12 protein-coding genes are annotated in these 13,098 nt (G+C 69.5%); 7 read left to right on the forward strand and 5 right to left on the reverse strand.

Translation table 11 applies throughout. From position 1 onward, the window contains the following. Positions 1–270 precede the first annotated feature (270 nt). On the forward strand, positions 271–2,364 hold the full coding sequence (locus tag E4V01_RS18175) for a M23 family metallopeptidase (RefSeq protein WP_135299306.1): 2,094 nt from the start codon (positions 271–273) through the stop codon (positions 2,362–2,364). A gap of 30 nt (positions 2,365–2,394) precedes the next feature. Here the strand turns inward: E4V01_RS18175 and E4V01_RS18180 are convergent, their stop codons facing one another. The 3 genes from E4V01_RS18180 to E4V01_RS18190 form a co-directional block, all read right to left on the reverse strand. Further along, entirely contained in the window at positions 2,395–2,886 is a 492-nt protein-coding gene (locus E4V01_RS18180; protein WP_135299307.1) for a lysozyme inhibitor LprI family protein, read from the reverse strand. A 96-nt stretch (positions 2,887–2,982) separates the two neighbouring features. Further along, the gene (gene gluQRS, locus E4V01_RS18185) at positions 2,983–3,861 is read right to left on the reverse strand and encodes a tRNA glutamyl-Q(34) synthetase GluQRS (RefSeq protein WP_135299308.1); all 879 of its coding nucleotides are present in this window, start codon (positions 3,859–3,861) and stop codon (positions 2,983–2,985) included. 32 nt (positions 3,862–3,893) lie between these two features. Then, complete coding sequence (locus E4V01_RS18190; RefSeq protein ID WP_135299309.1) at positions 3,894–4,193, reverse strand: hypothetical protein; 300 nt, start codon at positions 4,191–4,193, stop codon at positions 3,894–3,896. Between the two features lie 223 nt (positions 4,194–4,416). On the opposite strand from E4V01_RS18190, the gene E4V01_RS18195 reads away from it, so the two are divergent. Further along, positions 4,417–4,635: a hypothetical protein gene (locus tag E4V01_RS18195; protein WP_003605291.1), complete on the forward strand. Its 219-nt coding sequence runs from the start codon at positions 4,417–4,419 to the stop codon at positions 4,633–4,635. Positions 4,636–4,657: 22 nt separating this feature from the next. Here E4V01_RS18195 and htpG read toward each other — a convergent pair whose 3' ends face one another. Together htpG and E4V01_RS18205 are read right to left on the reverse strand one after the other, a co-directional pair. Continuing rightward, positions 4,658–6,538, reverse strand: coding sequence for a molecular chaperone HtpG (gene htpG, locus E4V01_RS18200; RefSeq protein ID WP_135299310.1), 1,881 nt, complete (start codon positions 6,536–6,538; stop codon positions 4,658–4,660). Positions 6,539–6,692: 154 nt separating this feature from the next. Continuing rightward, positions 6,693–7,007, reverse strand: a complete 315-nt coding sequence (locus tag E4V01_RS18205) for a hypothetical protein (protein ID WP_135299359.1) — start codon at positions 7,005–7,007, stop codon at positions 6,693–6,695. A gap of 315 nt (positions 7,008–7,322) precedes the next feature. Here E4V01_RS18205 and E4V01_RS18210 point away from each other — a divergent pair, with 315 nt between their 5' ends. The 5 genes from E4V01_RS18210 (at position 7,323) to E4V01_RS18230 (ending at position 13,087) form a co-directional block, all read left to right on the forward strand. Then, the gene (locus E4V01_RS18210) at positions 7,323–8,918 is read left to right on the forward strand and encodes a gamma-glutamyltransferase family protein (protein ID WP_135299311.1); all 1,596 of its coding nucleotides are present in this window, start codon (positions 7,323–7,325) and stop codon (positions 8,916–8,918) included. 213 nt (positions 8,919–9,131) lie between these two features. Next, positions 9,132–9,977: a class I SAM-dependent methyltransferase gene (locus E4V01_RS18215; RefSeq protein WP_135299312.1), complete on the forward strand. Its 846-nt coding sequence runs from the start codon at positions 9,132–9,134 to the stop codon at positions 9,975–9,977. Positions 9,978–10,031: 54 nt separating this feature from the next. Next, entirely contained in the window at positions 10,032–11,324 is a 1,293-nt protein-coding gene (oxlT, locus tag E4V01_RS18220) for an oxalate/formate MFS antiporter (RefSeq protein WP_135299313.1), read from the forward strand. A gap of 120 nt (positions 11,325–11,444) precedes the next feature. Continuing rightward, positions 11,445–12,680: a precorrin-6y C5,15-methyltransferase (decarboxylating) subunit CbiE gene (cbiE, locus tag E4V01_RS18225; protein ID WP_135299314.1), complete on the forward strand. Its 1,236-nt coding sequence runs from the start codon at positions 11,445–11,447 to the stop codon at positions 12,678–12,680. Further along, positions 12,659–13,087 (forward strand): cobalamin biosynthesis protein, encoded by a 429-nt coding sequence (locus E4V01_RS18230; RefSeq protein ID WP_135299315.1) that lies wholly within the window; start codon positions 12,659–12,661, stop codon positions 13,085–13,087. Before cbiE ends, E4V01_RS18230 begins: the two co-directional genes overlap by 22 nt. Positions 13,088–13,098: the final 11 nt, after the last annotated feature.

Genomic DNA, 13,098 nt, shown 5'->3' on the forward strand with positions numbered 1-13,098 from the left:
GGCAGCTTCTATGGGGGCGCCGATCCCGCGTCAACAGCCCGCCCGAAGAAAGTTCCGTAACGCACCACGCGCACATCACATCCTGACGACAGCATCCTCAGGATGCGTCTGCGGGCGGGGCCCGGCCCGCCTCAATCTGGACATGCTGGCCCCGGACATCGGTCGCGTCGGCTCGCCATCGTACCGCGAAGTCCCATGTCGCTCGCCCAGCGCGAGTCTGGTAGGACAGAGCGGGAGAACCGGTCCAAAGCGCCGACGCAGAGGAATTCCGTGACGCGCGAGCGACTGAAGATCGGGGGAACGGCGGCGACGGCGAAGCAACGCCCGCCGACTCTCCCGCGCGGCGTCGAGCCGCCTCTGAACCTCCTGGGTGCGGATGCCCGGCAGATCGACCGGCGCGACGTCAACCTGCGCTGGCTCTGCGCCAGCGCGCTCACCGGCATCACCGGCGCGATCCTGATGGGCGCGGCCATCCATGTCTCGCTTCAGGGGGACGCATCGCTCGCGGCCGTTTCGGATCGGCCGAATCTCGGGCCCCGTCCGCAGACGCAGGCCCCCGCCATCGAGGAGCCCGGCATCGCCTCCGCGCATAAGGGTGACCGCCTCGTCCGCAATCTGATGATCGCCTCGGCCAAGCAGAGTTATCGCACCCCGGTGACGGTGCGTCTCGGCGACCGGGAGATTATCAAGGTCCGACCCTTCGTGCGGATTTCGTCCAACCTGTCGATGTCGACGGGCGTGTTCGCCAGCGACATTCCGCGCTTCGATCCGATGAAGTTCGTTTCCGACGAGCCGCAGGAGCGCGCCCCCGATCCCGGTGCGGCGGACGCGCCGGGTGCCGAGGTCACGGTGGTGAAGCGCGATCTTGCCGAGATCGCCGTCGATCCCGGCGCACCCGCGCTGTCGGACGAGGATGTGACCGCGCAGATCGAGGAAGAGCGGCGCCTCGCGGCGGAAGCCGGACGCCGCACCGCCCTGCCGCTGGCGCCCCAGATCCTGCTCTCGCGCACCCTGCAGCACGGCTCGGCCTTCGCCGGGTTCGGCGAGGGTACCGGCCAGGGGAAGGGCAAGCTCGGCGAGGACACCAGCCCGTTCAAGTCGATCGAGGTGCTCGTCGTCCCCGAGAACGTGACGAAGCTTGCCAAGGTGGAACTGCGCGCGGGCGAGGCGCCGCTGGTCGAGGAACGCGACCTCGCGCTCAAGCGCGGAGAAACCCTCGACGGCGTCCTCAAGGCGACGGGGCAGGCCTCCGATCCGGCAATCGCAGGCATCGTCACGGCGCTCGGCGGGAGGGCCAAGATCGCAGCCCTTTCGGAGGGCCAGCAGTTCCGCGTGCAGTTCGCGCCCGGCCCGAAACCCGGCGACGGACGGCAGGTGACCCGCGTGGTGCTGTTCGGCGAGAGCGGCGTCCAGGCGATCGCGGCGATCAACGATCACGGGGCATTCGTACCCGTGGCGCCACCGGTGGACGAATCGCGGGGGCGCAACCGGGAGCAGGCCCAGGCCGAGACGCCGGACGACGATGAGGAAGACGAGGGCAGCGGCCCGCGGCTCTACCAGAGCCTCTACGAGACCGGCGCGCGCCACGACGTGCCGCGCCCGACGATCGAGGATATCATCCGGATCTTCAGCTACGACATCGACTTCCAGCGCCGTATCTCTTCGGGCGACGGAATCGATCTGTTCTACACCTACGACGAGGAAGCCGGCCTCGCCGCCGCCGAACGGCCGGAACTGCTCTACGCCGCGCTCAATCTCGGAGGCGAGTCGCGCAAGGTCTATCGCTTCCAGTCACCGGATGACGGCTCGATCGACTATCTCGACGAGCAGGGCCGCTCGCTGAAGAAGTTCCTGATCCGCAAACCCATCGCCGACGGCATCATGCGCTCAGGGTTCGGCTACCGGCGCCACCCGATCCTCGGCTATGCCAAGCTGCATACCGGCGTCGATTGGGCCAACCCGATCGGCACGCCGATCGTGGCCGCCGGCAACGGTACGGTCATCAAGGCGGAATGGGATTCGGGCTACGGCCGCCGGGTCGAGGTCCAGCACATCAACGGCTACGTCACGACCTATAACCACATGTCGCGCTTTGCCCGCGGGGTCAGCGCAGGTAGCCGCGTCCGGCAGGGACAGGTGATCGGCTATGTCGGCTCGACGGGCCTCTCCACCGGCGCGCACCTGCACTACGAGGTGATCATCAACGGGCACTTCGTCGATCCGATGAAGATCCGCGTGCCGCGTGGGCGCGAGCTCGACGGCCGCCTGCTCGCCGAGTTCAAGCGCCAGCGCGACCAGACCGAGGCGACGATGCAGAAATCGAAGACCGCCACGGCGATGGCGCAGCGCGACGCGATGCGGTGAGGTTGCCTTCCTTACCGCTCTGCGGAGAAGTCAATGATCCCCATTTTCAACGATCGTCATCAAGTCGAACGTCCTGAGTGCGGTTTGCTCCATGAAGCACTCGCTCGATAGCGGCCCGGCAAGGGTTCCGCCCCGATAGACGTGATAGGGCCATTGACATGTTTGGCTGCGAAATTTCAGCCAAGACTGCTGTGCACCCTTCAAGTAAGCCTTACCGTCATCATCGAAGCCCACCATGGCTTGCTGATAGGTACGATTCAAAAGCTTGTCCCAAATTGCGTGCTCTCGGCCGATGCACGCGCTCATACCCATCGTGGTGGCGCCATCCTGCGTTTCCCGACAAGGTCCAGCCACGCTTCCGATGCAGGCGCGCCGCTGGGCTGACGTCTCCTTGCCCTTGAGGCACGCCTCGATCGCCGCCGAATCCTTTGCAGGTGAGGCAGGGCGATCCGCTTCCTGCGCGAGCGTCGGTGCGGCGAGCGCCCAGGCCGACAAAATCAGGATCGTGCGAAACGATCGCATCGTGCCTAGCCCCCTCGTGGTCGCTCGCCGCTCTCCACGAATTCCCGATGGGTCACTGCGGCACAAGCCCTGTGAGACGCAGGATCAACACAACCGTCAGAACCCAAGCCGTGCCCGCACATCTTCGGCGGTGACACCACGGGCGCGCAGAGCGGCAAGCGACTCGGAGCCCTTCGACTTGGCGAGCTTCTCGCCGTCCTCCGCCCGGATCAACCCGTGGTGGTGATAGGCCGGCGTGGGACGGCGCAGGAGGTGCTGGAGCAGGGCGTGCAGGTCGGTCGCCGCCTCCAGATCCTGCCCGCGCACGACATGCGTGATCCCCTGCACCGCGTCGTCGCAGACCACGGAGAGATGGTAGCTCGTCGGCACGTCGCGCCGGACGATCACCGCATCGCCCCAGCGGGCCGGATCCGCCCCGACCGTCTCCTCGGCGCCGTCATCGGGCGAGAACCGGCGGATGAGGAGGGGATCGGCCAGCGTTCGGAGCGCGTCCGGCATGTCGAGGCGCCAGGTATGCGGCTCGCCTCGCCCGATGCGGGCGCGGCGCTCCTGGGCGGGCAGGCTGCGGCAGGTGCCGGGATAGAGCGGGGCGCCGTCGGGATCGCGCGAAACCGGCGCGCCGCGCGCCTGACGGGCCGCGACCTCGGCCGCGATCTGCCCCCGCGAGCAGAAGCAGGGATAGATCAGGTCCCTCGCCGCCAACGCGTCGCGCGCCGCGGCGTAATCCGCAAAATGCTCGGATTGGCGGCGGATCGGTCCATCGAAGCGAAGCCTGAGCCAATCGAGGTCGGCCAGGATGCCCGCCACGAATTCGGGCCGGGCGCGGCCGAGATCGATGTCTTCGATCCGCAGGAGCAGGTGTCCGCCGAGGGTCCGGGCGATGCGGGCGTTCAGCAGGGCGGAATAGGCGTGACCGAGATGCAGGCGGCCATTCGGGCTCGGAGCGAAGCGGAGCCTCGGTTCTGGGACTGGCATCGTGTGTCCAGACACGCCAGGGCGCGCCTCGTTCAGGGTTCTCCGGCGCCGCGTAGGCAGGTCACGGGTCCGGGGGTGCAGGCGATGCCCGGCAGCGAACAGGCGGTCTCCTCGCCGATCCGGCGGCAGACCTTGCAGCCGTCGCCCCACTCGGCGCAGCTCTGATTCTGAGCCGGGTCCGATGCCGGAACGGTGGTCGGCGCGGGTTGATGGGCCGCGCGCGGCGCCAGGGCTCCGATCAGCACGGTTGCCGCCACGAGAGCGATCACGCTCCATGTCACCGTGCGGTCGAGACGGGCGGAATGCGGATCGGTCGAGGGTTCTGCGGCCATGGCCCGGTGTTGGCGCGGATGCGGCGGGACTGTCAACGCCGCGGCGTCAGACCGGTGCGGGGGCCGGTTTCAGGGGCCTGGCCAAGCTTGAAACGCAGGGGGCACCGACGCTCCGTGCAACCAGAGTGGGAACTTCCGGCACGCTCATTGCGATGCCGCTGGCAGGAACACGAAGAAGCGGTCCTGGGGAGGAGAGATCGACGCCAGCACGGAGCCTCCACGCATGCTCTACGGCCTCTACTTCCTGACCTGCATGGTCGCGAACCCGACCCATTGCGTCATGCGGGTTCACCGCTTCAACGAAGACATCGTCACCCCGCAGCAATGCCTGTCGGTCGCCCAGCCGCAGATGGCGGCGTGGCAGAACGCCCACGGCGACCGCTGGCGCGTCGCCCGCTTCCGCTGCGGCTCACCCCCGCGGGATGACGGGACGCGGATCTGATCATTCGCATCCCGCCCTTCTCTCAAGCCGACTCGGCCGGCTTCGCAGCGGTGCCCGCCAGCGCTGCCGCGACGGCACGGGCGAAGGCCACCGGATCGCGCGGCGTGTCGCCGTCCTGAACGCGGGCGAGGTCGAGCAGCGTGCCGGCCTCGGCCTTCAGATCCTCGCCGGCTTCCGCCCGCTCGTTGAGCGACCGGATCAGGGCGTGGCGCGGGTTGATCTCAAGGATCGGCGCGGAACCACCAAAGCCGCGGCCAGCCCGGCGCAGCAGGCGCTGCATCTGGAGGTCCGGCCCCATGCCGGAGGCGGCGAGCACCACGGCGCTGTCGACGAGGCGGTCGGTGGTGCGAACGTCGGAGACGTCCGGCTCCAGCGCGAGTTTGAGGGCCGCCACGAGCCTATCGAGCGCGGGCGTCGCCTCGGCCGTCTCACCCTCGGGCTTGAGCTTGGCGAGGTCGGCCGACCCTTGCGTGACCGAGCGCAGGGGCTTGTCCTCGAACTTGCCCAACTGCTCCGGCCAGAACGCATCGACGTGGTCGGAGAGCAGCAGAACCTCCACGCCGCGGGCGCGGAAACCTTCGAGCTGGGCGGAGTTCTTGAGCGCCTCCACGTCGTCGGCGACGAGGTAGTAGATCGCCTCCTGCTCGGGCTTCATCCGCGCGACGTATTCGGGCAGCGAGGTCCAGCCTTCCTGCGTAGAGGAACGGAAACGCAGCAGCGGCGCGATCTCGGCGCGGCGCTCGAAATCCTCGTAGATGCCTTCCTTCAGCACCGACCCGAAGTTCTCGAAGAATTTTTGGTATTCCTCGGCCTTCTCGGTGTTCTTCGAGCGGCTCGACAGCTCGTTGATGACGCGGGTGGTCACGGCGCGACGGATCTTGGCGAGCGTCGGCGTCGATTGCAGCATCTCGCGGGAGACGTTGAGCGGCAGGTCGTCGGTATCGACCACGCCGTGGACGAAGCGCAGCCAGTTCGGCAGCAGCTCGGCCTCGTCGGTGATGAACATGCGCCGCACATGCAGCCGCACCTTGGAGCGCCGGTCATCCTCCATCGGCATGAACGGCTTCATGCTCGGCACGAACAGGAGGCCGGTGAATTCGAGCGCGCCCTCCGCCCGCCAGTGCAGGGTCGCCCAGGGCTCGTCGAAGCCGTGGCTGACGGTGCGGTAGAACTCCTTGTACTGCTCTTCCGTGATCTCGGATTTGGGCTTGCGCCAGAGCGCGGTGCCGCGATTGGCGGCTTCCTCCTTGCCCTCCGCGTCGCGGATCGCGATCGGCACGGCGATGTTGTCGGCCCATTTGCGCACGACGTGGTCGAGCCGGTAGCTCTCCAGATACTCGTCGGCGTCCTCTTTCATGTGCAGCACGATGTCGGTGCCGGGCTGCTCCCGGCTCGCCGGCTCCAGGGTGTAGCTGCCCTTGCCGTCGGAGGCCCAGGTCCAGGCCTCCTCGCTGCCCGCCCGGCGCGAGGTGACGGTGACGCGGTCGGCCACCATGAAGGCGGAGTAGAAACCGACGCCGAACTGGCCGATCAGGCTCGGGCGCTGATCCTCACCGCCCTCCGCCGCCCGCTCGCCGAGCGCCTGCGAGAAGGCGCGGGTGCCCGAGCGGGCGATGGTGCCGAGGTTCTGGGCCAGATCCTCCTTGCTCATACCGATCCCGGCATCGGAGATCGTGAGCGTGCGCGTCGCCTTGTCGGGGGCGATCAGCACCCTGGCGTCGGAGGGGAGCGCCAGGGCCTCGTTGGTCAGCGCCTCGAAGCGGCGCCGGTCGGTCGCGTCGGCAGCATTGGCCACCAGCTCGCGCAAAAAAATCTCGCGGTCGGAATAGAGCGCGTGGACGACGAGGTCCAAAAGGCGCCCGACCTCGGCACCGAATTCGTGCCGCTCTACCGTCTCGCTCAAAGGCCACTCTCCCCGTCTGGCGTGCCGCACCGGAACACCCGCGCCGATGCGGCGGGTGTTTCGAGGAACACGCGAAAAAGCGGGGGCGATATGCCCATGGCGCGACGGCAATTCAATCGCCGCGGGCGTGTACCGGCGGCGAAATTGTCGCGTTTCAGGCCGCCAAAGCCGTCGGCGACGTCGCGCTCACGGCTGGCGCGGCCTCGATGCGCTGGTGCACGGTGTCGAACGCGGTGCGGATGGCCACCAGCGCGTCCTCGACGGCAACCAGGGCGGCGAACTGCATATTGCCCGGAACTTCGCCGACGCGGCGCGTCGCGACGACAATGGAATGCTCGAGCCTCAACAGTTCTTCCTCGGCACTCGCACCGGAAAGATGAGCCAACCGCTGCAACGCGGCCTCCAAAGCATGGCGCAAGACAAGTGTTCTCACGCGATCCTGAAGGATCGCTCGTTCGTTCTGCTTCATGTGCGGAGATACCTGCCGATTCGCGAGGACGATCATGTCATCCCGCCCGCATCGGCGCAGTTCCTTTTCTGCAACATTTGCGAGAAGGCAGAGGTGCCACCCGGAACCATTTCGGCATTTCAGGAATCCGCACGGCTTCGACACATCCTGAGGGCGCATCCAGGGCGGTCTGCGATCCTGCGGGAGCCGGTCGCGCGATCGAGGAATGCCGGGGGTGCGCGGTGGCAGGGAGCACGGCAGTTGCTCTCCGTCCCCGCCCGTGGTCCTGATCCTGCCTCCCGGCCCGTCCGATCTCAGGTTTCGTCAGAGTCCGTCATGCCCGACACGCCCGTCTTCGCCCATGCGGCGGTCGCCGCCCCCCACGCGCTGGCGGCTTCGGCCGGGCAGACTGTGCTGGCGCAGGGTGGCAACGCCATCGAGGCAATGGTCGCGATGGCCGCCGCCATCGCGGTGGTCTACCCGCACATGAACGGCATCGGCGGCGACGGCTTCTGGCTGATCCGCGAGCGGAACGGCCGCGTGCGCGGCATCGAGGCCTGCGGACCGGCCGGTGGGCTCGCGACCCGCGCCCGCTACCGGGAGAAGGAGCTCGACGCGATCCCCTCCCGCGGTCCCGACGCGGCAGTGACGGTCGCCGGGACCATCGGCGGCTGGCGCCTCGCCCTCGACATGGCCCGCGCCTTCGGCGGCCGGCTCCCCCTCGATACGATCCTCGCCGACGCCATCCGCCATGCCCGCGCCGGCTGCCCGGTCTCGGCCTCGGAGGCACGCTACGTGCCGAAGGAGCTCGACACGCTGCACGACGCGCCGAACTTCTCGAAAACCTATCTCGATGACGGCAAGCCCTACGCGGCGGGCGCGATCCGGACCCAGCCCAAGCTCGCCGACACCCTGGCCCAGCTCGCCCATGCCGGGCTCGACGACTTCTACCGCGGCGATATCGGACGCGAGATCGCCAGCGACCTGGAGCGTCTCGGCGCCCCCGTCACCCGCGCCGACCTCAAGGCCTACGCGGCCAAGGAGCGGGCACCGCTGACCCTGCGGCGGCGCGACGCCACGCTCTACAACTTCCCACCGCCGACCCAGGGCCTCGCGGCGCTGATCATCCTCGGGATTTTCGACCGGCTGAACATCGCTGAGCCGGAGAGCACCGCGCATTATCATGGGCTGATCGAGGCGACGAAGCGCGCCTTCGCCGTCCGCGACCGCTTCGTCACCGACTTCGACCGCCTGAAGGGCGACCCGGCCGCCTTCCTCGATCCGAAGCGCCTCGACCGCGAGGCGGCCCTGATCGACATGCGGCGTGCGTCGAGCATCCCGGTCCGCTCGGGCGAGGGCGACACCGTGTGGATGGGCGCGATCGACAATGAGGGCATGGCCGTGTCCTTCATCCAGTCGGTCTACTGGGAGTACGGCTCCGGCACGGTGCTGCCGGGAACCGGCATCTGCTGGCAGAACCGCGGCATGTCGTTCTCGCTCGATGCGAACGCGGTGAACCCGCTGGAGCCGGGCCGGCGCCCGTTCCACACCCTGATCCCGGCGCTGGCCGCCTTCGACGACGGCCGGGTGATGTCCTACGGCTCCATGGGCGGTGACGGGCAGCCGCAGTTCCAGGCGCAGATCTTCACCCGCTACGCCGATTACGGGATGTCGGTGGCCGATGCCGTGGACGCGCCGCGCCTGCTCTACGGCCGCACCTGGGGCGCCGAGTCGCTGAGCGTGAAGGTCGAGGACCGCTTCGATCCGGCCTGCATCGCGGCGCTCCGGCGCCTGGGCCACGACATCGAGGAGCTGGGCGGCGCCTATATCGACTCGCTGGGTCATGCCGGCATGCTGGTGCGCCATGTCAAAGACGGGCGGATCGAAGCGACACACGATCCGCGCTCCGACGGTGGTGCGGCGGGGCTTTGAGCCGAAACGCGGCTTGCCCCGCGCCGAGTGGGCGGTACCCTTCGCGCAAAAGCGCGTCCGATCGCCGGACGCGACCGGAGGAGTGATACGCGAGGAGAGATCCTTGGCCCACTTCAGCAACGACCGCGCCAACCTCGTCACCGCTGCCATCGACGGGCTCGTCGCGGGCAGCGGCGGGGCGCGGGCCTCGGGATCGAAGTGAGTGGATCGACGATGAGCACCCTGAACCAGGACCAGAGCGACTACTGGAACGGCGAGGTCGGGCAGCGCTGGGCCCTCTACCACGAAGCACTGGACACCGCCTTCGCGCCCTTCACCGCGGCCTTGTTCGCCCGCGCCGCACTCGTGCCCGGCGCACGCGTGCTCGATATCGGCTGCGGGGCAGGCGACACGGCGCTCCGCGCCGCGCGGCAGATCGGGGGCGGCGGCCACGTCACCGCCGCCGACCTGTCCGAGCCGCTGCTGGCCGTCGGCCGCGAGCGGGCGGCACGGGAGGCGCCGGGCGCCGCCCCGATCGATTGGCTTCGGGCCGACGCCCAGGATCACGCCTTCGGCACCCGCTTCGATCACGCCCTCTCCCGCTTCGGCGTGATGTTCTTCGAAGATTCCACCGCGGCCTTCGCCAACATCCGCCGCGCCCTCGTGGCGGACGGGCGACTGAGCTTCCTCTGCTGGCGGAGTATGGCGGAGAACGCCTGGGTCACGCTGGCGCGGGACGCGGTGCTGCCGATCCTGTCCGAGGCCGAAGCACCGCAACTGGGCGCGCCGGGCCCCTTTCGTTTTGCCGCACCGGAGACGCTTCTGCCTATTCTTGAGGCAGCCGGTTTTCACGCCGTCGAATGCGAGCCCGTGGATCGGACGATGCGGGTCGGCGACACTTCCGAGGCAGCGGCCGACTTCGTGACGACCCGCGGTCCCATCGCCCGCCTGCTGCGCGAGCGAGAGCCGGCCGTGAAGGACGCTGCCTTGAAAATCATCACGGAGCTGTTCCAAGACCGCTTCGGGTCCGGCCCGGTGGAACTCGGCGCCGCCTGCTGGCTCGTCACCGCCCGAACCTGAGGTTCGCCCCTGGCACGCCCCTTGCTCAAGCCCAGCGCCGCAGGGGAGTGAATGATGAATACAATTTCTGATCGTACGCGGTGGATCCAGCTCGGCCTGGGTCTCCTCGTCATGATGACGATCTCCAGTCCGCAATATGTCTGGACGCTGTTCGTGAAGCCGTTCCAGGCGACCACCGGCGCGAGCCTCGCCGCCGTGCAGGTCGCCTTCACGATGCTGATCGTGCTCCAGACCTTCTTCTCGCCGGTGCAGGGCTGGCTGATCGAGCGATTCAGCGCCAAGGCCATGATCGCCCTCGGCGCCGCCCTGTCGGGGCTTGGCTGGGTCGCGGCCTCCTACACCGACACGCTGTGGGGCCTCTACGCGACCTACGGCCTGCTCTGCGGCCTCGGCACCGGCATCGTCTATGTCGGCGTGGTCGGGCTGATGGTGCGCTGGTTCCCCGAGCGGCGCGGCTTCGCGGCCGGCGTCGTGGCGGCGGGCTACGGCATGGGCGCGATCGCCACCACCTTCCCCATCACCGACATGATCGCGGCCTCGGGCTACCGCCACACGCTCTTCGTGTTCGGCGCGGTCATGGCCGTGATCGGCGTCGCCGCAGCGCTCGGCCTGCGCACGCCGAAGGCTGGCGAGACCCCCGCCATCCCCGCCGACAAGGTGGCGAGCGCCGCCCGCGACGTGGCCCCGGCTCAGATGCTGAAGACCCCGCTATTCTGGCTGATGTTCGCCATGATGGCGATGATGTCGACCGGCGGCCTGATGGTGGTCGCGCAGTTCTCCGCCTTCGCCAAGGAATTCGGCGTCGCCGACGCCATGGTGTTCGGCTTTGCCGCACTCCCTTTCGCGCTCACCTTCGACCGCATCACCAACGGCCTGACGCGACCCTTCTTCGGCTGGGTCTCGGACCATGTCGGCCGCGAGAACACTATGGCGGTGGCCTTTGCGCTCGAAGCCGTCGCCATCGGCCTGCTGCTGATGTTCCGTGAGAACGCCTACGCCTTCGCCCTCCTCTCGGGCGTCGTGTTCTTCGCCTGGGGCGAAATCTTCTCGCTCTTTCCCTCGACGCTCACCGACACCTTCGGCACCAAGCACGCGACGACGAATTACGGCTTCCTCTACATGGCCCAGGGCGTGGGCTCGCTGCTCGGCGGCCCCGTCGCCGCGCTGATCCACGACGCGGTCGGAAGCTGGGTGCCGGTCTTCGGCATCGCCATCGGCCTCGACCTCGTGGTGGCGGCGCTCGCGTGGTTCGTGCTCAAGCCCGCCCGTCGCGCCTATCTCGGCGTGCCCGGACCGGCCGTGCCGGAGATGGCCGCGCCGCTGGCCGCCCGCCCGGCGGTGGGCTGAGGCGCAAGTCCGATCCCAGCCCCTGGCCGTTCCGGCCGGGGGCGCGTAACGAAGTCCGCGAGACGGCTCCCGTCATCGCGGACTTTTTTGCATGCAATCGACCCTGCGGCAGCCGCCGCCATGACGGCGCCGTCACTTGTGCCTGATCACGCCCCCTGGCTCGCCGTCGTCGGCATCGGCGAGGACGGGCGGGCGGGCCTTTCGCCCGCCGCGGCCGCCGCTCTCGATACGGCGGAGGTCGTCTATGGCGGGCGCCGCCACCTCGCCCTGGCGGCGCCGCTGGCCGCCGAGACCCGGCCCTGGCCGAGCCCGATCGACACGGCCTATCCCGGCATCCTGGCGCGACGCGGCCGGCCGACCTGCATCCTCGCCACCGGCGATCCGTTCCATTACGGGATCGGCGCCGAACTGGCCCGGCTGGTGCCGGCGCACGAGATCCGCGCCTTCCCGCAGCCCTCCGCCTTCAGCCTCGCCGCGGCCCGGCTCGGCTGGTCGCTGCCCGAGACCGCCTGCCTCACCCTGCACGGACGCGACCTGTTCGGCATCGTGCCGCATCTCCAGCCCGGCGCCCGCATTCTCGCCCTGTCCTGGGACGGCGCGACGCCCGCGGCCGTCGCGCATCTCCTGGCCGAGCGCGGCTGCGGCGGTTCGCGACTGACCGTGCTCGAAGCCATGGGCGGCCCGAATGAGCGGGTTCGCGAGGCGCGCGCGGAAAACTTCGATCTGAGCGAGGTCGCCGCTCTGAACACTCTCGCGGTCGCGGTGGAAGCGGCGCCCGGCGCCCGGATCGTGCCGCTGAGCCCCGGCCTCGACGATGCATGGTTCGAGAATGACGGCCAGCTCACCAAAGCCGAGATCCGCGCGGTGACGCTCGCGGCCCTGCGCCCACGGGCCGGCGAGACCCTGTGGGATCTCGGGGCCGGCGCCGGCTCGGTCTCGATCGAGTGGTGCCTGCGCCATCCCGCCAACCGCGCCGTCGCGGTGGAGCGCCGCCCGGACCGGGCGGAGCGGATCGCCCGCAACGCGCGGGCGCTCGGCGTCGCGCCCCGCCTGCAGGTCGTCGTCGGTGCCTCGCTCGCGGCTTTGTCCGCCCTCCCCTCCCCTCGGGCGGTCTTCGTCGGCGGCGGCATCGCCGAGCCCGGCCTGCTGGCCGCCTGCCGGGAGGCGCTCCCGCACGATGGCCGCTGTGTTGCCAACGCCGTCACCCTGGAGGGCGAGGCCGCCCTGCTCGCGGCCTTCAGTGAGGCCGGCGGCGCCTTGCGCCGGCTCTCGGTCGCCCACGCGGTGCCGGTCGGCGGCCTCACCGGCTGGCGCCCGGCCATGCCGATCACGCAGTGGGTCTGGACGAAGCCGTGACCCCGCCCAGCATCGTCGTCGCCGGCATCGGCTTTCGCCGGGCGACGACGGGCGCGGAGATCGTTGCGCTTCTGCGCCGCGCCCTCGGTGAGGCCGGGCTCGCATCCGGACAGCTTGCCGCTATCGCGACGGCCGCGGACCGGGCCGGCGAGCCGGCGGTCCGCGAGGCCGCGGCCGCCTTCGGCCTCGCGCCGACCGCCCTCGATGCGGCGGCCCTGACCGCGGTGGATGCGCGGGTCGTGACCCGCTCGGGCCGGATCGAGGCGAGCCGCGGCGTCGGCTCGGTGGCGGAGGCGGCGGCTTTGGCCTGCGCCGGCCCGGCGGCGCGCCTTGTCCTGCTCCGCATCGCCAGCACGGGCGCCACCTGCGCCCTCGCCGTTGCGGACCGGGCGTCAAACCTTCCTTAACCGAGACATCG

It is taken from the genome of Methylorubrum sp. Q1 (genome assembly GCF_004683995.1).
Classification (GTDB): domain Bacteria; phylum Pseudomonadota; class Alphaproteobacteria; order Rhizobiales; family Beijerinckiaceae; genus Methylobacterium.

Bases quoted from the DNA above. Each gene is read 5' to 3' on its own strand.
- E4V01_RS18205 (WP_135299359.1), bottom strand. From the start codon at position 7,007: ATGAAGCAGAACGAACGAGCGATCCTTCAGGATCGCGTGAGAACACTT.
- cbiE (WP_135299314.1), top strand. From the start codon at position 11,445: ATGACGGCGCCGTCACTTGTGCCTGATCACGCCCCCTGGCTCGCCGTC.
- gluQRS (WP_135299308.1), bottom strand. From the start codon at position 3,861: ATGCCAGTCCCAGAACCGAGGCTCCGCTTCGCTCCGAGCCCGAATGGC.
- E4V01_RS18215 (WP_135299312.1), top strand. From the start codon at position 9,132: ATGAGCACCCTGAACCAGGACCAGAGCGACTACTGGAACGGCGAGGTC.
- E4V01_RS18195 (WP_003605291.1), top strand. From the start codon at position 4,417: ATGCTCTACGGCCTCTACTTCCTGACCTGCATGGTCGCGAACCCGACC.
- E4V01_RS18180 (WP_135299307.1), bottom strand. From the start codon at position 2,886: ATGCGATCGTTTCGCACGATCCTGATTTTGTCGGCCTGGGCGCTCGCC.
- oxlT (WP_135299313.1), top strand. From the start codon at position 10,032: ATGAATACAATTTCTGATCGTACGCGGTGGATCCAGCTCGGCCTGGGT.
- E4V01_RS18210 (WP_135299311.1), top strand. From the start codon at position 7,323: ATGCCCGACACGCCCGTCTTCGCCCATGCGGCGGTCGCCGCCCCCCAC.
- E4V01_RS18190 (WP_135299309.1), bottom strand. From the start codon at position 4,193: ATGGCCGCAGAACCCTCGACCGATCCGCATTCCGCCCGTCTCGACCGC.